The sequence below is a fragment of the Halalkalibacter sp. AB-rgal2 genome (assembly GCF_041821005.1).
Taxonomy (GTDB): Bacteria; Bacillota; Bacilli; order Bacillales; family Bacillaceae_D; genus Halalkalibacter.
This window is the reverse complement of the sequence record NZ_JBGUAV010000001.1, coordinates 128,007-152,826: the sequence shown is the minus strand read 5'-3', so window position 1 is coordinate 152,826 and position 24,820 is coordinate 128,007. Positions and strand designations below refer to the sequence as shown.

At 38.3% G+C, this 24,820-nt stretch carries 20 protein-coding genes; 5 read left to right on the top strand and 15 right to left on the bottom strand.

Features of this window, described 5'->3' with window-relative positions:
* Nucleotides 1–94 precede the first annotated feature (94 nt).
* Nucleotides 95–976, top strand: a complete 882-nt coding sequence (locus ACERJO_RS00750) for an AraC family transcriptional regulator (RefSeq protein ID WP_373646279.1) — start codon at nucleotides 95–97, stop codon at nucleotides 974–976.
* A 599-nt stretch (nucleotides 977–1,575) separates the two neighbouring features.
* On the opposite strand, the gene ACERJO_RS00745 is transcribed toward ACERJO_RS00750, so the two are convergent.
* The 6 genes from ACERJO_RS00745 to ACERJO_RS00720 all read right to left on the bottom strand — a co-directional run bounded on the left by ACERJO_RS00745 (nucleotide 1,576) and on the right by ACERJO_RS00720 (nucleotide 9,655).
* Complete coding sequence (locus tag ACERJO_RS00745; RefSeq protein WP_373646278.1) at nucleotides 1,576–4,392, bottom strand: glycoside hydrolase family 2 protein; 2,817 nt, start codon at nucleotides 4,390–4,392, stop codon at nucleotides 1,576–1,578.
* Between the two features lie 129 nt (nucleotides 4,393–4,521).
* Nucleotides 4,522–5,637 (bottom strand): GntR family transcriptional regulator, encoded by a 1,116-nt coding sequence (locus ACERJO_RS00740; RefSeq protein ID WP_373646277.1) that lies wholly within the window; start codon nucleotides 5,635–5,637, stop codon nucleotides 4,522–4,524.
* 150 nt (nucleotides 5,638–5,787) lie between these two features.
* A complete protein-coding gene (locus ACERJO_RS00735) occupies nucleotides 5,788–6,414 on the bottom strand; it encodes a YesL family protein (protein WP_247105210.1) in 627 nt (208 codons plus the stop codon).
* A gap of 38 nt (nucleotides 6,415–6,452) precedes the next feature.
* Nucleotides 6,453–7,298: a carbohydrate ABC transporter permease gene (locus ACERJO_RS00730; RefSeq protein ID WP_373646276.1), complete on the bottom strand. Its 846-nt coding sequence runs from the start codon at nucleotides 7,296–7,298 to the stop codon at nucleotides 6,453–6,455.
* Nucleotides 7,298–8,218, bottom strand: a complete 921-nt coding sequence (locus ACERJO_RS00725) for a carbohydrate ABC transporter permease (RefSeq protein WP_247105208.1) — start codon at nucleotides 8,216–8,218, stop codon at nucleotides 7,298–7,300. Before ACERJO_RS00725 ends, ACERJO_RS00730 begins: the two co-directional genes overlap by 1 nt.
* Before the next feature lie 72 nt (nucleotides 8,219–8,290).
* The gene (locus ACERJO_RS00720; protein WP_247105207.1) at nucleotides 8,291–9,655 is read right to left on the bottom strand and encodes an ABC transporter substrate-binding protein; all 1,365 of its coding nucleotides are present in this window, start codon (nucleotides 9,653–9,655) and stop codon (nucleotides 8,291–8,293) included.
* 503 nt (nucleotides 9,656–10,158) lie between these two features.
* On the opposite strand from ACERJO_RS00720, the gene ACERJO_RS00715 reads away from it, so the two are divergent.
* Nucleotides 10,159–10,557 carry a hypothetical protein gene (locus tag ACERJO_RS00715; RefSeq protein ID WP_373646275.1) on the top strand — a complete coding sequence of 133 codons (399 nt, stop codon included), beginning with the start codon at nucleotides 10,159–10,161 and terminating at the stop codon, nucleotides 10,555–10,557.
* A gap of 125 nt (nucleotides 10,558–10,682) precedes the next feature.
* On the opposite strand, the gene ACERJO_RS00710 is transcribed toward ACERJO_RS00715, so the two are convergent.
* From ACERJO_RS00710 to ACERJO_RS00700, 3 genes are all read right to left on the bottom strand, one after another.
* Nucleotides 10,683–11,291, bottom strand: coding sequence for a transglutaminase-like domain-containing protein (locus tag ACERJO_RS00710; protein ID WP_373646274.1), 609 nt, complete (start codon nucleotides 11,289–11,291; stop codon nucleotides 10,683–10,685).
* 184 nt (nucleotides 11,292–11,475) lie between these two features.
* Entirely contained in the window at nucleotides 11,476–11,823 is a 348-nt protein-coding gene (locus tag ACERJO_RS00705; RefSeq protein ID WP_373646273.1) for a hypothetical protein, read from the bottom strand.
* A 263-nt stretch (nucleotides 11,824–12,086) separates the two neighbouring features.
* On the bottom strand, nucleotides 12,087–13,535 hold the full coding sequence (locus ACERJO_RS00700; protein WP_373646272.1) for a family 43 glycosylhydrolase: 1,449 nt from the start codon (nucleotides 13,533–13,535) through the stop codon (nucleotides 12,087–12,089).
* A 235-nt stretch (nucleotides 13,536–13,770) separates the two neighbouring features.
* On the opposite strand from ACERJO_RS00700, the gene ACERJO_RS00695 reads away from it, so the two are divergent.
* From ACERJO_RS00695 to ACERJO_RS00685, 3 genes are all read left to right on the top strand, one after another.
* Nucleotides 13,771–14,655 carry a pectinesterase family protein gene (locus ACERJO_RS00695; RefSeq protein WP_373646271.1) on the top strand — a complete coding sequence of 295 codons (885 nt, stop codon included), beginning with the start codon at nucleotides 13,771–13,773 and terminating at the stop codon, nucleotides 14,653–14,655.
* Nucleotides 14,656–14,680: 25 nt separating this feature from the next.
* Nucleotides 14,681–15,097, top strand: coding sequence for a DUF1761 domain-containing protein (locus ACERJO_RS00690; RefSeq protein ID WP_247105194.1), 417 nt, complete (start codon nucleotides 14,681–14,683; stop codon nucleotides 15,095–15,097).
* A gap of 1,200 nt (nucleotides 15,098–16,297) precedes the next feature.
* A complete protein-coding gene (locus ACERJO_RS00685; protein WP_373646367.1) occupies nucleotides 16,298–17,782 on the top strand; it encodes a potassium/proton antiporter in 1,485 nt (494 codons plus the stop codon).
* A 117-nt stretch (nucleotides 17,783–17,899) separates the two neighbouring features.
* Here ACERJO_RS00685 and ACERJO_RS00680 read toward each other — a convergent pair whose 3' ends face one another.
* The 6 genes from ACERJO_RS00680 to ACERJO_RS00655 form a co-directional block, all read right to left on the bottom strand.
* Nucleotides 17,900–18,853: a formylglycine-generating enzyme family protein gene (locus ACERJO_RS00680; RefSeq protein ID WP_373646270.1), complete on the bottom strand. Its 954-nt coding sequence runs from the start codon at nucleotides 18,851–18,853 to the stop codon at nucleotides 17,900–17,902.
* A 78-nt stretch (nucleotides 18,854–18,931) separates the two neighbouring features.
* Complete coding sequence (locus ACERJO_RS00675; protein WP_373646269.1) at nucleotides 18,932–20,473, bottom strand: sulfatase family protein; 1,542 nt, start codon at nucleotides 20,471–20,473, stop codon at nucleotides 18,932–18,934.
* A gap of 40 nt (nucleotides 20,474–20,513) precedes the next feature.
* Nucleotides 20,514–21,368, bottom strand: a complete 855-nt coding sequence (locus ACERJO_RS00670; protein ID WP_247105190.1) for a carbohydrate ABC transporter permease — start codon at nucleotides 21,366–21,368, stop codon at nucleotides 20,514–20,516.
* Nucleotides 21,369–21,422: 54 nt separating this feature from the next.
* Nucleotides 21,423–22,367 (bottom strand): carbohydrate ABC transporter permease, encoded by a 945-nt coding sequence (locus ACERJO_RS00665; RefSeq protein WP_247105189.1) that lies wholly within the window; start codon nucleotides 22,365–22,367, stop codon nucleotides 21,423–21,425.
* Nucleotides 22,368–22,422: 55 nt separating this feature from the next.
* Nucleotides 22,423–23,856, bottom strand: coding sequence for an ABC transporter substrate-binding protein (locus ACERJO_RS00660; protein ID WP_373646268.1), 1,434 nt, complete (start codon nucleotides 23,854–23,856; stop codon nucleotides 22,423–22,425).
* A gap of 206 nt (nucleotides 23,857–24,062) precedes the next feature.
* Nucleotides 24,063–24,812 (bottom strand): response regulator transcription factor, encoded by a 750-nt coding sequence (locus ACERJO_RS00655; RefSeq protein WP_373646267.1) that lies wholly within the window; start codon nucleotides 24,810–24,812, stop codon nucleotides 24,063–24,065.
* Between the last annotated feature and the right edge of the window lie 8 nt (nucleotides 24,813–24,820).

Sequence of the window (24,820 nt, the reverse complement as noted above, 5' to 3'; positions counted from 1 at the left end):
GAATGTAATGGATAATATTCGGTTTTGATCTAGGTTTAGGTTTGCTATACTAGTAGAGATAACATCATTTATTTTCTTAAATATGGAGGATCATATGAAAAAGGCTGATGGCTTCGCGGCAGAAAAGCTATACATTTTACCTGAATATATTGAGGACGACTTACATGAGCATACACTTCTCAAAGAAGGATATATGAGTGATATCGGCTACTTTCCAGAAGCCAATCATCATTTTAGAAAACGAGAAAGAGGATGCCCTTCACATATTATGATCTACTGCTCTGCAGGAGAAGGATGGATTCAATTAAATCATAGCAATATGATCCACATAAAACCTAACACGTTTTTCTTTTTACCGGCTCATACAGCACATACTTATTTTGCCGATGAACGAAATCCATGGAGTATTTACTGGTTTCATATAAAAGGAGGCAGTATTTCCACATTAGCACTTGAATTGAACCTTTGCCTTAAGCCGATCGAGATTTCCTACAAAGAAGGCTCTCTGTTCATTCAAATGTTTAACCAATGCTATGACTTTATCTCACATAAACCTTATTCAATCGAGCACCACCTTCATCTCACTCAAACGATTCGTTACTTGCTCAGTACGTTAGCTATGCATACGTATCAATCACATGATACCGAACGTAAAACGGCCTATATAGAAGAAGCCATTCTATTCATGGAAAATCATCTTCATACGTCGGTATCACTTGAAGACATAGCAAAAAAGGTGCAACTCTCAAAGCAGCACCTTAACCATATTTTTAAAGAAGCAACAGGCTTTCCACCGATCGATTATTTCTTACGCCTTAAGATCCAACGTGCCTGTCAGCTACTCGACTTAACTAAGCTTAGCATCAAGGAGGTCTCCTACGATATTGGCTTTAGGGATCCTTATTACTTTTCACGCATGTTCAAGAAAATCATCGGCCAATCCCCAAGCGCCTACAGAATGACGTTAAAAGGATAAATCTTGAAAACAAGAGTTTCATTCAAAGAAAAGTCCAAATGATCATATAACATTCTCCAGTGTCCATTCGAAGATGATAAATAAACTACTAGCCATTTCGCTTCAGTGGAAACGAAGCGAGCCTCTTTGCGAGTATTGCAAAAGGAATCCTAATCCGAACGAAGAACCTCATGCAGCGTTAGATCAGGAGGCTCGTCGTCGTCCGCCACTCTGTCGTCGCTCGGAGTGTGAAAGAGCCCACTCCAATAGGGAATCCTCTTGCCCTTATTTAGAAAAAAATAACCGTACAGCGTGGAAAGGTAATCCCCCTGCCGCTATCCAAGCAAAAATAAGAGAAATGAGGCACAAATGTCAAAATAGAGGCATGAAGAAACCGTAACGTCGTACAAATCTGAAATATAGAGAGAATAGAGGAACGAGGAGCACAGGTAGCGTGAAAAAGTGGGCCTCGTCGTGGCTCGAAGACTCGGGCCGTGAAATCGTCGGCTTCGTTATCCCCTCCCGCTTTCGCGATGCCACTGAAAAAGTGAAAATCGCACTTTTTCAGTGGCATCCTCTTTCGCCAATCGGAGTGGAAAGAGCGCGGGCCTCGTACCCACTCATGTGACCGTTTGCCCATTCACTTTAAACATCCGAACAAGGTCACCAACTGTCAGCTTTGCATTCGGTTGAAACGATTCACTTAATGTATAATCTAAAATCGTCTGGAACAGATAGCTATTTTCAGGACGCTTCAAGTCATTCGTTTCATAAGTCCGAAAGCTAGAGACAAATAACCTTCCTTTACCGACTTTCGCTTCAAAAGCATAGGTTAACCTTTTCATTCGGTGGAAATTATCAACGACCTCAACTATCGGTTCTACTTGCGGAACACCGTCTAGACATAAGGCTGCTGTCTGATCGACAAGGTGATACCACTGCCAATTGGACATCCCATCATGCGGGAAATGATTGAACACAGGATGCTCATTCACAATCATCCCCATTGTCGTACTTGCTTGGGTCGGAAACCAGAGGAAGTTCCAAAAGACCGGCAAATATTTCGTTTGCACCTCATCATATTGATTACCAGGCTTAGCCATCAACCATACCGAACCACCATCTAATAAAAACTGCAACACATCACGCGACATATATTCGGTAATCGCCAATCGAGCATCTTCCTTTTTATAACTACGCTCTTCAATCCCAATTAACTCACCATACGTTGCCCCATATAAAAAGGAATTCAGCTCTTTCATATTCGTCCAAATCTGTTCTATGCTAATAGGTAAAGGCTTCCGAGGATAAGACCAGAAATCCCACTCATTTTCAACCTTCGTCCCAGCACATTCAAACGTGACCGATAACGAGTACTGCACAGGTCGATCTTCTATCATTTTCATACGAATGTTCCCAAATGAATGGAGCATGCCTGCTTCAAGCGAGGAAGCCGTTTGTTTCCCTTGCTTCAAAACCGTTTCCCCATCATTTATGGTCCACGTTAGAACACCTTCACCAACCCTCGCACCAAAGTTGGAAAGCTCCAGTGCGACTTCTAGCTCTTCTCCTCCATAAAACGTCCGGCGATCACTCCGCATAAGCAGAACACGTGCATCGTTAAACCGCTTAAATTCCTTCGGTTCGATTACACCTTTACGATCCCAAAACACATCTAATACTCCCGTCGTCGCATGTCCTTGTCCAGGAAAGTCACGAATATCTAGCAGCTGGATTCCAGCTAGCTTCGGTGTACGTCGAGCTCTCTCCATAATCTCTTTATAGGATCGGACCATATGAGCGCCCGTCACTTTCTTAAATTGATCGACTCGCTTCCCCCATCCCTTCGCTGCAACGGACTGGTTGAACGAGTGCAACCAAACTGGCTTTAAATGTCCATTGAACTTCTCTTCAATACTCGGATCAATATACATCGTAAATTGTCCGTGCTCATGTCCAATAACAGGCTTCTCTGTTAGCCTCGTCAATTCACGATAATCCTCAGTCGTATTGGGTGAACCAGCATAACTTAATTCATACGGAGGATGCCAATTCAAAGACTGAATATAGAAATTCCCTTGACGATCATGGGCTGGAAGCTGGCCAAACCCCGTATTGTCCGTATACATTCGAGATGGATCGATCGATTGAGCGAGCTCTACTAATTCATTTAACGCATCATGTCCACTAGCACTAATTAATTCGTTCCCAAATGATAGCATGACAAACGAAGGATGCTCGTTCAACAGCTCCAACAAACGGCCAAGCTCCCTTTTGAAGAATGACTGCACTTCCTCTGGCGGCTGTACATCCCTATTAATGTAGTGATACGACCAATGAGGAAGCTCTGTTTGTACAAGCATTCCCTCTTCATCTGCCGCCTCCCAAAACGGCTTAGGCGCTGACCAACCGTGCAAACGAACATGATTAAAGCCATGCTCCTTGGCGATTTGAAATTGCTTCACATAATGAGCTTTGTCCCAAACAGGATACCCTGTTAGCGGAAACACACAACAATCCACATACCCACTCAAGAATACAGGCTGATTATTTAATAAAAAATGATGACCCTCCGTTTGAAATTGCCTTACTCCTATCCGCTTTTCTACACAATCGATCACCAAACCTCCTTGATGAAGGAAACATTCAACATCATACAAAGCTGGATGACTATCTGACCACAGTGTTATATCCGCTTCATTCAAGTCCAGCTCTACTTCAATCAATGAATGAGACTGCTGCAATTGGATACTCGTTTCAATTTCTTTCATCACCTTTTCTGATCCATTCTTTCTTATAACAACCGATAACTGACAATCTCTTATATCCTCGCAACAGACTTCAGCTCGTAAACGCCAAGACTGAGCATCTTTTTCTGGATAAAAGGAAACACGCTCCAATTTAGTCACAGGTAAGCTCTCGATTTCCACGCCACCCGTAATCCCACCCCAATTCGTTGCAGTATGATACGAGTGAATATGACTTTCCATTAAAGGAATATGCAGACGATTATCTACGGAAATCACAAGCGTTTGAACTTTGTCATACTTAATAAACGACGTCAAATCAAACCGTTGATCTGTCACCAGACCTTCTCCATTTCCCACAAACATCCCATCTAACCATACTTCCGTAAACCAATGAACGCCAGATAATACTAAGTAATGGTGTTGATCGCTCACGAGCTTAGACGAATCAACCTCAATCCAATACCACGCCTTTCCGATATATTCCCTCTCTTTTTTCCACGTTCCTAATGGATCATGTTCACTCTCTTCCCCATAGCCTTGCTCCTCCCATGAACCGGGTACTTGGATCTTATGGCCGTTTTTAAATGTTACATGTTCAATAGATATCTCATCTTTGGGGTCCAAGCAAAATTCCCATTCACCGTTTAAAGGCAGTGACTTACGTACATTCCCTTTCTCAAAACGCATGAATAAAACCCTCCCTCACCATTTATCATTTGTTGTTATTGTAACGCTTACATAACATATTGACCATTCACAATGACAGGGTGATGATGGAGGATTTACGGATTTTTCGTTCGAAATGAATAGTAAAGTTTATTTATTACTTTTGGGTGAATTTGTTGATTGACGCATAATTAATTCCGGTTTAAATACAACTGACTCTAATGTTTCGCACTTCTTAGATATGTTCTTCTGTTCAACTAATTGATGAATGACCTTACCTGCAGCATACCCCATCGTATCTTGGGGATGATGGATTGTAGTCACCTTCACTTCAGAAGCAACAGATAGAAATGAATTATCAAACCCGACAATTGATATATCTCTTGGAACTCTCAACTGTAATTCACGAATTATATCTAGTAACCAAATAACAAGTTCGTCATTATAACATACGATGGCGGTTGGACGCGTACTATATTCAGTCAATTTCCTTCTCAACTCTTGCAATGGATATTCCTTTTTTGTTTCTGTCGTATACGTAATAATATTACTTGGATTTAAAGGCAATCCTTGTTCACGGTGGGCCTTTATAAACCCTTTCATTCGCTTAATCCCTTGAATGTCGTCATTTTTAAAGAAACCGATAATTTCAGTATGATTAAGCTCCATTACATGCTTAGCTTGAATATATCCACCAGTTTCATCATCTAATACAACATAATAAGGGTCTAATTCGTCATAATAAGCATGTAACATCACATAAGGAATTCCCAATTTTTCAATATTCAAATAACTTCTAATATTCCGATTTGGAAGAGCACTTTTAGTAGGTTCTACTATTAATCCATCAAATTTTTGATGGATTACATTTTCTAAACAGCGCCGCTCTTGATGTATATCATTATTGGTACTGAATACGCTAACATTATAACCACAAGAACTTAAATAATGCTCCATTCCTCTAATAATCGTAGGAAAGATATAATCGTTAAAATACGTAACAATAACGGCAATATTTTTATTTATTTTTACTTTGTCAGAAGATGAACTCAAAGATCTATCAGCACAAAACGAACCTGCACCTTGCTTCTTATAAATCCATCCTTCATTAACTAAATCATCAATTGCTTTACGAACCGTATGACGGCTTAATTCAAACTGCTTCATCAGTTCGCTTTCTGAACCTATTTTTTGATGAGGTTGTATCAAACCCTCTTGTATCTTCGATTTTATGTGTTTTTTAACAATGCTGTATTTAGTATTCATTTAAACACCTCATAAGATTTGATGGTCATTTGTTATATCAAAAGGACTTAAATTAAATCTGGACCATTCAAAAGTAATGAGAATACATCTTATATGAATTGCCTCTTAGCCCCTTCTCTCCCTTAATTACACCAAAAGAACAATATTCATTTATGATGAATATTGTTCTTTTGGCTTATTCTGCTCTATCTTATCTAAACTACGATGAAAAAACCACATCATCATATACGATAACACACTTCCAGTAAAGAATAGTAGAATCGTCGGGAATGCTATTGAAAGATAGACAGATGTCCAAACTAAAACGAGTAGCAGTAATGCTAGATGAATTCTTGCAAACATAAATAGTATAGCTTTTTTAATAATCTGCTTCACTCCACCTGAAAAGTGAACCGCAACTGGTAGTAATGAAACAATAAAAAGAAAGTAGAGAAGAACCAATAATAGGAAAGCAAGAACAACAATGAAAGGGACATCTGTTCCTAATGCGATCATTAATTGATAGTTCACATAAAATAGTCCACCTATTAAACTCAGAACCCATCCAAACAAATTCGCTTTTAGAAAAACTTGTTTGTAAATACTCCAGAATACTTGGAAAATAGGAATTTGCTCTTCGCCACGCACCCATTTACGAACGATTACAAACATTGCCACAGTTGCCGGAAAAAAGCCAATTACTATAAATCCTATAACTGAAAAGCCTAGCCACAATAAATTTAAAATGGCAAACTTCATAATCACCCGAAACAATTGATCAACCTTTTCCATGATCATTGGTGATTCTCTCCTCCCTTCTATTTAAATCAATTATATTATCCTTTTACTCCACCAGATGTTAAACCCTCGATGAAGAATTTCTGGAAGAACAAGAATAAAATAATAATTGGAATAATACTTAAAACAGACCCAGAAAATAATATTTGGTAATTATTACCATAAGGTGTTAAAAGAGTTGCTAACCCTATCGGTAACGTAAACATATCATTAGAACGTAAAACTAATAACGGCCATAAGAAATTATTCCAACTTGTAAGACCTTGCAAAATAGCCATTGCCGCAAATGAAGGTAACATCAACGGAGCCATTATTTTAAAGAATATACCATATTCAGTACAACCATCTACTCGTGCAGATTCCATAAGCTCTTTTGGCAACCCTAAGCAATATTGTCTAAAGAAGAATACAGCAATTGGCGCCACGATCAATGGAAGCATCACAGCAAAATATGAATCAACTAATTGAAAAGACGTCATCATTCGAAAAAGCGGCAACATTAAGATTTCAAAAGGAATCATTAAAATTAGTAGAACGAGCACAAAAATAAACCTTTTCCCTTTAAATTCATAAAGAGCCAATGAATAGCCCACCATTGATGAAAACAACAGTGACAATACAATAAGAACCCCAGATATAATAAGACTATTCAAATACCATTGCCAATAGATGCCGCCCTCAGCTCCGAAAATGGCAGCGTAATTTTCAAAATCCCAGCTAGATAAAAATAAATCCGCTGTCAATCCATAACGCATTAGGTCAGAGGCTGGACTTAACGAAGCAACGATTAGTGCAATGACAGGGAATAGAGCAATAACTGCCACGGCCGAAAATAATAACACGAGCAATACACTAATAAGTATCTCTTTTCGCTTTTTATTCATTATGAATCACCCTTTTTAAATGCACCAGTTAAGAATAATTGAATGACACTAACAATAAAGATAATGACTAATAGTACAACCCCTACAGCTGCTCCAAATCCCATATCATTACGTTGAATACCTTCCACATAAATATATCCAACTACAGTTAATGCAATATTACCTGGTGAACTTGTTTCAAAGAAAACGAAACTTTCTTCGAACATTCTAAATCCATTAATAGTCGTAATTGTTGTCAAAAAGATGACAATAGGTTTAATCGCAGGAAACGTAACATTTTTGAACTTTTGCCAATTATTCGCTCCATCAATATCTGCCGCTTCATATAAGTCTTTACTAACATTTTGCAGTGCAGCTAAGAAATAGAGGATATTAACCCCAATCCATCTCCACGAAGCTAAGAAGACCATCAGAAACATAGCAGACCATGCATTATAACGCCAATCAACTGGATCAAAACCGAGAAATTGCAGCACTTGGTTTGCAAATGCTTGATCTGAATCCCCAAAGATAATTCGGAAAATCGTACCGGCCACAATAACCGACGTTAACGCTGGAATAAAAATAGAAGCACGAAATAAATTCGTGAGTTTCATTAAACGATGATTTAAAAATATCGCAAAAATCATTGGGACTAACGTTAATAGAATAACGGTAAAAATAACATAAATCGTTGTATTTTGTAATGCAGTATAGAAAGTAGGATTGAATACTCGTTGAAAATTAGCAGTCCCTACATACTCTATTTGGCCAGGTAGTACTCTTTGAAAACTCATATTTAGAGCACTGATAAATGGATACAGAAACAAAAATAGAAATGAAATAATAAAAGGAGAAACAAAAATATACGGCGCTGCTTTTTTTGAATACAGAAAATTAAATCGTTTTTTTGGGACGTTCCCTACGGAAGAAGTTTTCACTTTTTTGCCTCCTCTACAAAAATCATGCCTAAGGAGGGATGCAAGATATACACCCTCCTTAGAACCATACTATTAATACATTCTTGCTCGTACTGCTTCCGCAGCGTCATGTAAAGCTTCTTCAGGAGTCCGCGCCTGTTCACGTAAGACAGAATGCATCACTTGTGAGTGAATTTCTTGTTGCGCATTTGGTGTTTGTTCTGTGATATTTAAATCGTTAATTTCATCACGAACTTCTAATAAGATATCAAAGATGTCATCATGGAAGTAATCATAGAAACGGTTTTCTCCACGCATTTCTTCTGAATCCCAAACATCATGGCGAAGTGGATCGAAACCTAAGATTTCCCACAACTTCACATTACCTTCTTCAGTCAATTTCGCAAACGCAAGGAACTCTTTCGCTAATTCCGCATGTTCTGTTTGATTTGTCACAACCGTACCAGTTCCACCCATACCAGCTGATCGGTTTCCACCCTCTTCCCAAGCAGGAAGCGGACGAATTTGAATCTTACCTTCAAGGTCTTCCATAGAATCAAGGAATCGGCCCATATACCACATAGGCATCATAATAGAAGCCGCACCACCATCATTCATAAATCCAAAATATTCTTCCGCGTGATGGAAACCACCAGGCGTTAACTCAGCAATTTCATGTTCATATACTAAATCACTCAAAAACTGAAGAGTATCAATGTTAATCTCATTATCTAGAATGACATCATGATTTTCATCAAAATAATCAGAACCTCTCTGACTAATTAATGGCCAGAAGGAGAAATGCTCATCCGTTTCAACAGTTGTCATTGTCGCGTCAGTATTTGCAACAACTTGTTTACCTGCTTCAACATAATCATCCCATGTTTCGATCGAATCAATATCGACGCCAGCTTCTTCCATAATTTCTACATTGTAATACATCATTGTTGCACCAACATGGTAATCAATCGCGTAATAATCCCCTTCTTTTGCATAGATCTCAAAGCGAGACTGTACGAGATTATCCAACTCTGGTTCAACAACATCATTTAATGCCTCTAACTGAGGTACACCTTGTAGATAGTTCGGAAATTGAGAAATTTCAATATCAGCAAAGTCCGGTGCTCCACTTCCTGATTGCAGAGAAAGCAACAAATTATTGTGAAGTTGATCAAAAGGATATGTTTCCGCTACCAATTTGATCGGTTTATCTGGATTTTCTTCATTCCATCGTATCGCAGCATCTTCAAAAAATTCTGAATGTAAGCTTTGGAAATTCCAGAATGTAAGCTCAGTTGCTCCTTCGATATCATCACCAACAACAATTTGCTCTTCTAATTCTCCTCCTTCTCCTTCTGAAGAACCTTCATCTGACCCTTCATTCGATCCCCCATCACCTCCACATGCAGTAACAATAAATAGTAGAGAGATAATTAATACTGCTAAAAACTTCTTCATAAATGACCACTCCTTACCTCGATTATTGATTTACTAATTTAAAACTTAGTAAGCACTTCCATTTCAACTTATACGTATATGATGGCACCATCAAATTGAAATAGCCTAATTTAATCGCAATAACTTTAACATCATTACTAAAACACCATACATTAACCGCTTTCAATTCATTAACTTATACGTATAAGATTAACTCTAGTATAAATGAGTGTTTACTATTACGCAATATTTATAATTAATTTTTTTACTGAAATATCAATGTATTTACTGATCATTGTTTTCGTTATTAAGTTTATACATTTATTACCCTTATAAAAACCGTTCTAATCATAACATACATACAAGTTATTACTTCATTCCAATTGAATACACATTCATACTCCTCTTATCAAGCAAGAGTTATACGGTTAAGTTATTGATTAACACCTGTTCAAAACTCATTGAAAAATTTAAAAACAAACCTGTATAAAAAATGGTACGATATATTTAACTAATACAAGGTGGTGTTCAAATTGAAGCATCTTCTTTTTCATGTTTCCAGAATATTGTTAGGTGTTATCTTCTTAGGTGCTGGCATCAATGGTTATTTTGTTATTCTACAGTTCGATCCTTTCATCCCCACTAGTCCAGAAGCAATGGCCCTATTTGAATTTCATTATTTGCTCGTTGCCGAAAAAACACTTGAGGTTATTTGTGGGGTCTTACTTTTATGTAATCGCTTTGTACCACTTGCTGTAGCCTTATTAGCTCCACTCATCGCAAATATTGTCTTACTTCACATATTTCTTGATCATTCTCTACTTCCATTAGCGATTGTTCTTCTTTTGCTTCATATTTATTTACTTTTTTACTATAAGAACAACTTTATTAAGCTTCTTGAAAAGCAGCCATCTGTTCCTTAATATGTACTTGAAAGAACTGAGGAAACGTGTCAAAAGGGCACCAAAAAAGTTAAAAACAAAACTTTTTCAGTGCCCTTTGTTAAATGCGCTCTCTCCGGTTAAATTTATCATGTTTGGTAATTATCTCACAACTCATCTGGCAAATCATTTCGATAAAGTTCAATAAGGTTGTTACTACCCTTCAATGCCGCAACCACTCTTGCATGTGGACGGGCGTAAATGATCGGGTCATCCTGTTCACCGTACTCCCTCCGAACAGGAAAAGCTAATTTTTCTTCATCAAGAGAGAGCTCTGCCTGTACGCCAGGTTTGTTTCCACGTGCATCAATTCGTATCCAACGAGCCAATGATTGTAAATAAACAGCATTAAAGCCATGTAAACTATAGCCTTCCTCTGGCGTATCAAAGAGCATTAACCTTTGATAACAAAAGCCTGTTGGAATCCCTATTCCTCTTAGTAGTGCAGCTAACAAGTTCGATTTAGCAAAGCACATTCCGTGCTTTTTTTCCAACACTTCTGATGCATGATACGTCACATCCGTTGCTTGAATGTCCCAAGAGTGATCAATCTCGTCTCTAACAAACTCAAAAGCTATCTTAGCCTTTTCTATATCTGATTTCGTTCTAGCAAACAAGTCAGCTACCATTGCTTGTATGCTATCGTGTGAATAATTACAACAATCTAGCTCTCGGACATATTCAAAAAAATTGGACACTTCCGGTTTTACGTTCATCAGACACCTCCATGGAATAATATGATTGTTTATTTATAAATATACATAATAATTTATTTTTATTCAAAAAAAAAGAACCACGTTCCATTTTATTGAAACGTGGTTCTTTTAAATGATTCACTCAGGTCAACTGGTAATTACGGAAAATTAAAGAAAGCAATGAGCGAGTTGAATCGATTTTAATTTAAGATAACTTCCATGCCGGTATAAGAGAATGGAACTTAAAAAAGTAGCTAACCAATATATGCACGAAAGAGTAGATAACAAGTGTAATTAAATAAGTTAGCAACCAAGTAAGGAATGGTTCATTCAAAAAGATAAACAGTAAACTCATACCTACCGGAAATGGCACAACGATAATTAACCAAATAGGAGCTTTAATAGCCTCAGTAATTGCACCTAACGTAACCACAGATATACCAATAATGAGAGCTTGCCACATTAAAATACCTTCACTGAGAACTAAACTGCCGATAACATACGATATTGAGGTTAAGAGAATAGCTAAAACAAAATTAATAAAATATTTCACGAGAACCACCTACAGCATCAGATAATTTTAACCATTTTATCATGATAGTATAAATTTCGAAAAGAGCTTTGTTGCTATTCCTATAATAACATCAGCAAGTTCCTATTCTTTTTTCTAGCATTTTAATTTTGACTTTAGAATTAGAAGACAGAATCCTATAGGTTTTACGGGTGTAACGAAAAATTATAATGAACTTTATCACCTTCATCTATTGGAGCCATGCCTCTACTTAATGGCTTTGCTTTCATTCTATAAGCATCCCCTCACACACCCAATTCCCGATAAACAAAATCGGAAAAATACACTACACCATCACCAACTGCATCCAACCCAATCCGCAAGCTCAAAAACCCTCCGAACGTATTGTGATGAAAGCCAGAGGAATCGATAACTTTGTCATACTTCTGCCATTTCCCGTCCTTCCCTTTAAAATAAAACGAGACGATATTGTCAACGTTACTAATTCGTAAGCGGATAGTGTCGCCTATATAAGGCTCTTGACTATACGTTTTAAATGTCCGAAAATGTCTTACCCCATCCTGTGTAGCAGCTAAGCCAAACAACGCATTTGGATCATAATACAAAATAAAATGCGCAGCTGCCTCACCTACGACTCTAACAGAAACCTCTGCCTCATACTGTCGATCTCCAGTCATATATAAAATCGGTGATGAGGTTGATTTTTCCTTATCCTTCCCTTTCACCATAAGCTCTCCATTTTGACATGTGAAACGCTCTTTATCCGGTTCTCCAAACCACTGCCAATGAAGACCTAATTCATTCCCATCAAATGAATCAGATGTTGGAAATCCATGCTTGCCGGCTTTTCCTGTTGGCTTTTGGAGGATCTGCTCGGCATTTATCGAATTAGGAACTTTAAACCAACCATCCTTTGTCCATTCTATCGGTAATAACAACGTTTGCCGACCAATTGTATGAAGATGATGCTCATACGCATGAAACACCATCCACCACTCCCCGTTTGGTGTATCAATCAACGTTCCATGACCTTGTGACCACCATTGCTCCTCTTTTGAGTTCGTCTTAAGAATAGGGTTATAAGGAGAATGCTCCCAAGGCCCCCAAGGTGTTTTCGAACGAGAGGCTGCGACCATGTGACTGGTTGGCGGTCCTGCCGTTCCACCAACTGCAACTGTACAGTAATAGTACCCATTATAATGTGTAAATTTCGGTCCTTCAGGGCTAAATCCCTCAACCTCCCATTCATCAGGATAACGCCACGGCTCATACACATGTTGAATATCACCTACAACCGATAAACCGTCATCTGCAAGCTGAACCATTTTACCTCCAGACAAATGGAGATAACGCTTCTTATCTGGTCCAACAACATGACCCGGATCAATGTAAGATGTTTCTAAGTTAATTGGTTTACTCCAAGGCCCTTTCGGATCTTTTGCTGTTGTTACCCAATTCGTTCGATCAGCCGGAAAGTAAATATAAAATAAACCTTCATAATATAACAACTCAGGAGCCCAAACATCTCCGTTTAAATGCTCTAAAGCCGTTCCAATCGCCTCCCAATTGATTAAGTCCGTTGAATGCCAAATAATAAGCCCTGGTACATATTTATACGATGTATGTACCATGTAATAATCTTCCTCTACCCGTATAATAGAAGGATCAGCATAATTACCTCTTAATATCGGATTACGAAATGTCCCATTGCCGAGATCACCACTTACTGTCATTCTAATTCCCCCTATGATTGAAATAATATGCTTACAGTTTAATTGTAAGCGATTACATCATATTGCAAAGTGTTCTATAAATAGACTACTGAAATGAATGAATAACAGCTATAATCATTGTCTTATGTCTTGTAAAACCCTTACTAAATCAGCTTTCATATCCAACATCCAAGCTAAGGATTATACAGAAACAAGTATAATTCAACGTATAATCGTAACGAAAGGAGCTACATCTATGCCCCTAATCACAGTAGCAAAAGATGGCAGTCGTGATTTCTCCACTATTCAAGAAGCCATTCATTCCGTGCGTGTTCATCCTTTAGATCCTGTAACGATCCTAATCAAAAGCGGTCATTATCACGAACGTATCTTCATCCCAGAAAACAAACCTACTCTCACGCTCATGGGAGAAGATAAAGAAAAAACGGTGATTACGTATGACGATCATGCCAACATGCTTGGTGAAAACGGAAAACCAATTGGAACGTTTCAAACACCGACGATGAAAATACTTGCCGATCAAACCCAATTAAAAAATTTGACGATTCAAAATATTTCTGGTCGTGGTGAGGACGTTGGGCAAGCGCTCGCTCTTTCTGTCTCAGGTGACCAATGCTATTACGAGAACCTTCAACTTTTGGGCTATCAAGATACCCTTTATACGTGCAAAGGGCGACATGCCTTTAAGAATTGCACAATTGCAGGGGATATTGATTTTATTTTCGGAGCTGCAGAAGCTATTTTCCAACAATGTACGATTCATAGCCTAAGAAGAGGCTATATTACCGCAGCCTCCACACCGGCCAATCAACGATACGGCTTCATCTTCCTGAACTGTAAATTAACCGGAGACGCTGAGCCTAACTCTGTCTATCTTGGGCGACCTTGGCGACCTTATGCTCATACGCTTTTCATCAACTGCTGGATGGACGAACATATTAAACAAACAGGTTGGGATAATTGGCGTAACGAAAGCAATGAACAGACCGCTCGATATGGCGAGTCTTGTAGTGAGGGGCCAGGGGCCCTTTCTAGCAAACGAGTTCAATGGGCTACAGAGGAGGGCAACCTAGCAGAGATCGAACACCGACTTTCTTGTCTTGAAATAGAAGGAGTATGAACCAAATAGGCATATGGTATAATAAATGTTATTCAAACTAGCACAGAAAGTAGGGATCGCATTGATTTTTGCCATCTTAACTGGAGTTATTTTGTACATGGCTCTCGGTATGCTTTATTATTCTCCACTATTATTTGGAAACCGTTGGATACAATTATTGAACATTGAGATTGGGAAGATGAATATTGGTCTGCTGTTACTTACGACAATCGTATCGAACGTCACACTTTATATCATTCTCCAACTATCTCAAGCTGAAACATTAGTAGACGGCGCCTTAATCGGCGGAGCCATCGGATTGATTGTCGCATTTGCATATGCAAAGGATTTTCTATTTGGGTTAGGCGAAAAAAGCAATAACGTGTTCTTACTTTATTTGATTGCTGTTGGCTATCATGTCATCGCCCTGACGATTATAGGTGCTATGATGATGTTTTTTTAAGAACAAAGGGAACCCTTATTCCTCTAAACCGAGGAAACCCCGCTTCCTGAGAAGAAAAAGTAATCCTCATTCCACTATTTGATTTAAATAAGACAAAAAAAGTCATAAAAGCCGAAATAGAGGAATGAGGAACCATAACGACATACAAAAGGGAATGAGAGTGAAAATAGAGGAATGAGGAACCGCATACAGCACGTGACCTTTGCCCCCCGTCTCCGTCCATCCCTCTTCAGTCCATTAGAGAGACTAGAATAGGTAATACTTTTCTTGAAGTGGATTCTCCTCCATTCTCACCAAAACTCCGTCTACTAGTAAATCTCATTCTCAGGAATTAAATCTTCTCCTCTAACCCTTCCTATTCTCAAGGCTTCGTATGTCAGCTCGTTTTAACAGACAACGATTTACTGCTATCCAAGCTTCCATGTAGCATTGCAAACTTGCATGCACTCCATATCGCTTCACTCTTTTTTGTTTGATATGGTAAGATTAACAAAACAAGAAGTGACGTACAAATAGAAACGGAAGCAAATAGTCCGAATTACATTACTTATGCAAAAAGGTTTAATAGATGCTTGATGATACTAACTTCCATTATTAAAGAATTGAAGAAAACGGACTCATAATGATGAAGGAGCTTGACTAAAAGGTGGATACGACTCCTCATAAGCTACATGTAGAAGCAAGAAGACGCAGAAGTTATCGATGGGTATTCTGCCCATATAGATCTGATAAATTAGGTTATTTTGCCCGCGTATTTATTGTCGTTTATCAAAACCCATTCACCACGCACAATGCTAACCTTCTAAAAAGAACACCCGTCCTCCATCATCCAACTGCACAGGAGACGGAAGGCCTCTGAAAAAGGCTTTTTCAGTACCTTTGATTTAACTATCGAAGGCTTTGCTCGTTTGATACATGAAACCCATTCGTATCAACCTTTTTTCAGCAATGGACAAATGGTTCTCCCATTGCTGGAATTTCAACGAAAAAAGTTAAAACCAAACTTTTTCAATACCCATAGAGACGGCTTTTATTTAATAGAGTGACGATTCCGTCCTCTTTTTACGTCATTAAATATGTATGCAAATTACAAATTGATTAAACATTCTCTCAAACTGTTTCCTTTGGTGGCAAAGCGCGAGAACCATTAACATAACTTATTCTAAACCATAGAAACTAAAAAGGGGGAAAGCGAATTTGATGTTTTTTGAAACACTTCATACGAATACCTTTGTCCTACTTGGAGCGTTACTGCTTATAAGCGGAGTTCTCGTAGCGAAATTCTCTACACGTTTAGGGCTTCCTGCACTCGTTCTATTTATCCTTATTGGCATGCTTATCGGTAGTGATGGCTTAGGTTTTATTTATTTTGATAAACCAGAAGTCGCACAAGTAATCGGGATCTTTGCCCTTATTATCATTTTATTCGAAGGTGGAATGCAAACAAAATTTGCGACAGTGCGCTCTGTCATTGTTCCTTCGATTTCGTTAGCAACAATCGGTGTCATTTTAACCTCAGCCATTGTTGGCTACGTAGCATTTTTACTATTCGATATTACGTTACTAGAAGCCCTACTATTCGGGGCTATAGTCGGCTCCACCGATGCTGCCGCTGTTTTTGCATCACTTAAAGAGCGGAACATCAAAGCAAAGATGGGAGCAACACTTGAGGCTGAATCAGGCACAAATGATCCAATGGCTGTCTTTCTCACGCTATCATTCATCGAACTTATACTATTTCCAGAAACGAACCTTTGGACGTTAATTCCCTCCTTCTTTTGGCAAATGGGAATGGGTATTGTCGTTGGAATCATTGTCGGAAAGCTGGCCTCCTATTCAATCAATCGAATTAACCTAGAATCGAGTGGGTTATACCCGATCTTTGCTATTTCCTTTGCTTTATTAACGTATAGCGTAGCAACAACGATTGAGGCGAGCGGCTTTTTGGCTGTATATGTTTCGGCACTTGTCATCGGAAACGCTGAATTAACCTATCGCTATTCGATCTTTCAATTTCATGAAGGATTTGCCTGGATGGCACAGATTCTCATGTTTATTATTCTTGGATTACTCGTCTTTCCTGCACAACTCATCAACATAACCGTTATTGTGAATGGTCTAATCTTATCGATTGTATTAATGCTACTGGCTCGTCCCATTGCTGTTTTCCTGTCGACCATTGGCATGAACTATTCGTTCAAGGAAAAGGTCTTTGTATCGTGGGCCGGACTAAGAGGTGCGGTACCGATCGTTTTAGCGACTTTCCCTGTCGTAGCAGGGTTAGATAATGGACAACTGTTTTTCAATGTCGTCTTTTTCATCGTGTTGACTTCAGCTCTTGTTCAAGGTTCATCGATATCAATATTTGCAAAGAAATTAGGATTAACTGGTCCGAAGAAGGATACGCCACACCATTCATTGGAGTTAATTTCAATGGGGAAGGCTAATGCGGAAATGGTTCAATATCAAGTCCATGAAACATCAGCTATTGTCGGACATACGCTGCGCGATATTCAATTCCCAAATAGAGTCACAATCAGCGCGATCGTCCGCAATGAAAAGCTCATTTCCCCATATGGCGAAACAGAAATTATGGAAGGTGACTTCTTGTACATTCTCGTTTCACGAAAATATAAAGCCGACTTGAAGAAAGTATTAGAGAAGAAGAAAGAGGGTTCTTCATAATTAAAGACTGCCTAGATAGGAGAAGCTTTGTCTCGATCCTATCTAGGCTTTTCTTTGCAATAATTTGAACATTTCTGATAACGATAATTTGTCCAGAAATTCATATATCAAGCCTACTTAGTCTATATCGACTGCGCAACGAAACCCTAAATTACCCGTTGAACTATCAGGTGTATTCTTGCTTCTCGCCGCCACTCTATAACGATTACAATAAGATTGGTGACATAGATATGAACCACCTCTCATGACACGTTCCACTCCTATCTTTGGTCCAATAGGATTGTCTTTCTTTTCGTTATGCTCATTCGTAAACCAATCAGCACACCATTCCCATACATTGCCGACAACATTATATAAACCATACCCATTTGGTTCATAAGCATCAACTGGAGCTGTGGAAAGGTACCCATCTTTTCCTATATTATTTGTTGGAAACTCCCCTTGCCAAATGTTACACAGATGCTTTTTTCTATACATTAGCTTGTCACCCCAAGGGTATCTCTTTTGTACTAAACCTCCCCGAGCAGCATACTCCCACTCTGCCTCAGTCAAAAGTCGTTTTCCAGACCAAGTGCAATAAGTCATTGCATCATTCCAAGAAACATGTACAACCGGATGATACATTCGATCAGCAATTGATGTACCTATACCCTCAGGGTGTTCCCATGTCGCACCTTTCACCGCTAACCACCAAGGTGTTCCTTCGGGAGAGCCTATGACATCTTTCTTCGTTCGATTACTTAAAAACAAATGGAAGACGAACGACCAGCCAAATTGTTCAGCGTCGGTCTTATATCCTGTTTCCTCAATAAATTCCTTAAACTGTTCATTCGTTACTGTATACCGATCAACTGCGAATGAGTCCACATTAACAGAACGAACAGGTCCCTCTCCATCTAGCTTATACCCTTCTTCATCATTTGTTCCCATTAAAAAAGTCCCTTTTGGAATTGTAATCAAATTATCTCTATGCCTCTTTTTAGAAAATGTCTTACTTTGAGTTATTTCTTGTGGTTCAGGGAATTTTTCAATGCTTTCTCTTTGTACTCCACAGCACGATTTTGGTTCCATTTCATCACCTCTATACTATACAACTAGCTCAAAATATGTTTGCTATAAAAAGAAGCCTTCCTTTTATAGCAAAAAAACTTAAAATAATCGACTTCTCATTAGATTATCAAATTCCAACCGTTTATGATCTGATTCCTCAGGAAATTCATTTGGATGTCTCTTTTTCAATTCATTAAATTTCTCTTCTCTTCCTGTTTGGACGAGTCTTTCACCATAATTCTTAAGGAAACCTTTAGCATGGAAAGGACCTCCTTCTTTTATAACAGTCCATAATGGATCAACATCATTTCTTGATCTAAACATCATTTCATCATGCCATTCATGCAAATAATAAACGGCTTGCATACATACATCTTTATTTTGAGCTGCGACATTATTTTCTTCTCGTGGATCCTGCTTAATATTATATAACATCTCCTTATCAAATAAATGATACCCATCATGATACGTTCTCATATACAACCAATCTCCAAACCTTACACTACGCTGAGCGACATGAGCACATTGAGACATGACTACATAGTCTCTTCCACACTCTTTTCCTTCTTTAAGAACGGAAGCAAAGCTTTTACCATCCCAATCAGGACATGGAGGTATATCAAGCATTTCAGCTAATGTAACAGGTAAATCCAAGTGATAGTGCAATCCGTCATCAACATGCCCCTCTTTCATTCCAGGCCAAGAAATAATCATCGGAATGCGACACGTTCCATCATCTGCTGTTCCATGCTCACCATAAATACCTAGCTGTCCCATATTTTCACCATGATCAGCTGATACAATAATAATCGTATCCTCCAAAATTCCCTTTAGCTCTAATAATTCAAATAGCTGTCCAACGTGATCATCTACATACCGAATTCCACAATCATACCCGTCAATCATTACACGTAAATCATCCATAGTCTTAATTTCTCCAGGGCTTCTTGGAAATTGATCACTTTCAACATTCGTGTATGTTTCATTTTGGTGATCAATCACAAGCTCATGCACAGTATGAGGACCTACTTCTTTCCTATGCTTCTCTAACGTTTCTTCATTTGCCCAGCTAGGCAACGGTTCATTAGCAAATGGATTACCAAAATCCTCTGGTGCGCGATAAGGAGTATGTGCATCCCAATAATTCACATATAGGAACCAATCGTCTTTCTCTGCGTTTCTTTCAACCCAATCATGAACGACTGGTGATACTTGTTCAGCTGATTCCATCCCAAACTTCCCTGTATTAATAATTTCGTTAAATCCAGCATAGAAGTTATACGTCGCATGTCGTTGAGGAAATGGGCTAATCAATGTCGTATTTAATCCAGCACCTAACTGTAGAAAGGACGGGAGAGAACCACCAACTGATAACCTTCCAAAAATCGTACGATCAACACCCTCATGTCTCATATCCCCAGCTGTACCTCCATGGCCGACTAAGCCGTTACGAAGACCAAACTGCCCTGACATTAATGCAGTTCTCGATGGGGCACAAGGAGCATCCGATGTATAATAATTTGTAAATCTTACTCCTTTTTTAGCGACTTTATCAATATTAGGAGATGTGTTGCGCTCATATCCGTAACAACCTAAATGTCTTGGACTTACTGAATCTAAATCAAGAAATAATACTCTCACAAAAATCTCTCCTTTTAGAAATTCATAGATATTTAAAGGCTTAACCTTTTACTGCTCCTGAAATCCCTTCGATAAAGTATCTCTGTAAAAATAGAAAGACGACAATGACTGGAATAATAGAAATCGTGGCTCCTGCGGCGATCCCTGTCCAATCAACTACATTCTCCCCACGAAACGCATATATCCCTACTGCTAAAGGGCGAATACTTGGATTACTAAGTGTTAGCACTAGTGGAAGCAAAAAAGAGTTCCAAGTCCATACAATTTGCATAATGGCTGCACTACCTATAATCGGTTTTGATAATGGAAGCATAATACTGACATACGTTCTTAAAAATCCACTTCCATCTATCGTAGCTGATTCCTCTAATTCTTTTGGAATTTGACTAAAGAAACCCGCAAATAGCATGACTAGCATAACCGATCCGCCACCTGATTCAGCTAATATGACACCAAACAGTGAATTAGAAAGGCCTAAGGCATTAATTAATACAGCGATCGGAATAATAGAAAACTCAAGTGGAATGAACATACTGCAAATTAAAATGACAAAGATTAATTTTTTTCCTGGGAACGAATATCTACCAAGTGCATAGCCACAAGCCGAGGTCGTTACAATGACTATAAGGACAACACCGGCTGTAATCAAAAAGGAATTCAAGAAATATTGGCTAAAGTTTGCTGTATCCCACGCTCGTATAAAGTTTGACATATTAAGTGTCTCAGGAATTAGACTGAGACGATTAGCAAAAAACTCTCGATCTGTTTTGAATGATGACGAAACCATCCATAAGAATGGGTATATCCATATAAAACATAATCCAATAAACAAAATATGTGTACAACCTCTTAGTAAAGAACTCAGACTTATGCGTCGAGAGGTCACGTTATTCATTTTATCCCCCCTTACTTTGCTCATTTATTTCGTAATACGAAATAATAATTCAATCTATTTTCGTTTTAATTTATACTTTATTAATTGAAGTGTCGCCATTATCGTAATAACAGTAAAGCCAAAGAATAATCCAGCCGCTGAAGCATATCCCATTCTCGGCTGTCCAACCTCTCCTGAAAAAGCATGTCTATACACATACGTCGAAACAACATCAGTCGAGAAAAAAGGTCCACCATCCGTAAGTGTTTTAATTAAATCAAAGACTCTCAGTGAAAAAGCAAAGTTAAAAAGTAATATGACGGCTCCAATCGGAATCAGTAGGGGAACCGTCACTTTGAAAAAGGTCTTAACATAGCCAGCCCCATCAATATACGCTGCTTCGTATAATTCCCTTGGGATCCCTTGAAGTCCTGCTAACCAAAATACCATGTTAATCCCTACACTCATCCAAACAGATACTATAATGACAGTAGGCATGGACCAAGTCATACTTCCTAAAAAATCAATTGGTACATTAATTATTCCCATGCTTATTAATAAATAATTAACTCCTCCATTGGGGCTCCAAATAAATCCCATAATAATCCCAATAATAGAGGCACTTGTCACAACAGGAATGAAAATAAGTGTTCTATACACGTTTGCAAATTTCAACTTTGGATTATTTAATACCACTGCAAACAATAGACCTAATATGAGCTGAGATGGAACTGTACCAGCAGCAAACATAAATACATTTTTATAAGCATTCCAAAAATATTGATCACTTATCAGTTCACGGAAATTAGCCAAGCCAATGAAATCAGGTTGAGCACTTAACCCAGACCAATTTGACATTGAATAATACCAGTTAATTACTATAGGCCATCCTTGAAACAAGGCAAATAAAATTAAATTAGGTAATACAAATAACCAACACCATAAGACTACTTTTTTGTTATATTTCTTCTGTTTAATTGACGTTAATTTGTTTCTCTTTGTCGTTGATACATTCTCCATTTGCCTCCCCCTTCATTAGTGACAGGTAAACACCTGCCACTAGCAAAGTCAGTAACTATTCAAATAATCTAAAATCATCAATACTCACATTTGCACCTTTTTCCTGAGCTTCATTTATAGCATTCTCTAGTGCTTGATCTGTCTTTTCCGATAATTCTTCTAGCATTTGTTCATAATCACGTAAACCCGTTATCGCAACAGCTTGCAAAATCTCCCCGACATTCGGTGTTACATCAACATACTCGGAAAACACAGGTAACACATCTGGATTCGTCGCGGGGTTAGGTCCTACCGCAGCAAACTCCTCATTAATTTGCCACGCCTCTAACATTTCTCCTGTCGCATACTCTTCGTTAATCCCATCTACAATCGAAAGCTCCAAGTTATTTTGTACAACCTCTTGCTGAAAGTAATCTCCACCATAGTACTCCTCTAAATATCTTGCAGCCCATTCTGGGTGCTCTGATTGTGAATAAACACCGAATCCAGGCATATTAACTAAGTTGATCCATCCATCTCTCTCTCCATTAGAAAGCGGTGGTGCCATTACTCCATAATTTAATTCTGAATTACTTTCATTCCAAATACCGATATTCCAAATCCCTTGAATAATAAAACCAGCTTCCCCATTTGCGAATAGCTGCCTCGCTTCAGGTGCAGAAATACCAGATGTTTGTGGATGATAACTCCCATCATCAGCAATTCCTGCAAATAGGTCAAAGACATCTAATACCGCTTCAGTATGGAACGGTGCTTCCCCAGTGTAAACACTTACTGGACTTGCTTCGCTTAACCCACTCCCATTTAGAGAAGACCAATCTTGAACAGTCGTAGTCCAACGCTGTGTTTGTCTTCCACCTTCAATAATGCCATAATAATTCCCATTTCCCGCTTCTGTTATTTTTTTTGCATAATCACGGAATTCTTCATACGTAGTAGGCGGCTGTTCTGGATCTAGCCCAGCTTCCCTAAATAAATCTTTATTATAAAAAACAATTGTTGAAAAGGCAGGTAAATTTTGAGGTATCGTATAAATATCGTTATCTACGGTTGTTATACCTTCAACAAAAGTTCCTTCTGAAAATTCATTAAATAAAGCTTCATCAACCAAACCTTCTAGTGGCTGATACCATCCATCTTCAACTAGATTAGGTAATCTAAACCCAAATGGTACAGGAAAGATATCTGGCGCCTCACCTGTTCGAACCGCTGATAGAATAGTATCTCTAAATTGATCCAGTGTAAGTGTTGTATATTCGATTGTTACATGCGGGTATTTTTCCATAAACTTCCTATGAAATTCATCCCGTTGCTCAAGTGTAGAGTCATACCAATCCATGACACGTAATGTAACTTGTTCATCACTACTAGTATCATTACTATTTGAATCCTCACTATTTCCATTCCCAACAGTATCATCATTACTACCACAAGCAGCTAGTAGAATTACACATGCACATACCCCGAAGAAGAAGTTCCACTTTTTCATTTTAAAGATCCCCCTTTTAGTATAGTATCTACCCTACCTATCCAATGTCTTTTTATACGTAAAATATTTAACTCGCTTATCCCATTCTACCTTCCCCTAGACAAACAGAAAGCATCACACTGTTACTCCTCCTTTCTTACAACTAATTGTAAGCGCTTTAATAATTTTAAGTTAGACTCACTTTTTTACATTAAGGGGGCTTTTTTTTACTTTCCATATATTTTTCGATATTCTCCAGGCGTCATCCCTAAGTCCTTTTTAAATGTTCTTCTAAAATGTTTTTCATCCAAAAATCCAACCTTTTGCGATATATGTTCAATTGTCAACTTACTATTTATTAACAAATAGCATGCATGTTTCATTCGTATATCTCTTAAATATTGTACAAAACCCTTTCCTGTTTCTACCTTAAATAATCGGCTAAGGTAAGAAGCATTATATCCTGCTTGATCGGCCAATATTGATAGTGACAAATCCTTCATATAGTTAGTCTCAACAAGTTGCAAAATCGATTGTATGAGGTCGGCACCGCTATTATTAAACTCTAAACTTTTTGGTTCGTTATTGGAAAGACTGTATTGCTTTTTATGCTCCAACTCCCAATGCTCCAAAACTTCTCTCAGTTCATCATTTTTTATCGGTTTTAACAAGTAATCAACTGCACCATAGCGCAAAGCCTTTCGAGCATATTCAAACTCATCAAAGCCTGTAATAATAATGACAGGCACATTGTACTTCAAGTTCTCCATTTCATCCATCATCTGTAGCCCGTCCATAATCGGCATGTTAATATCTGCAAATAACAAATCAAACGTTTGTTCTTCCATTTTCTCAAGTGCTTCTTTTCCATTATGAGCCACGTCTGTAACTATAAAATTGATATCTAAATGACGAACCATCTTTTTCAATCCTTCACACATCCAGAATTCATCTTCAACCACTAGTACTCGAAACATGACATCGC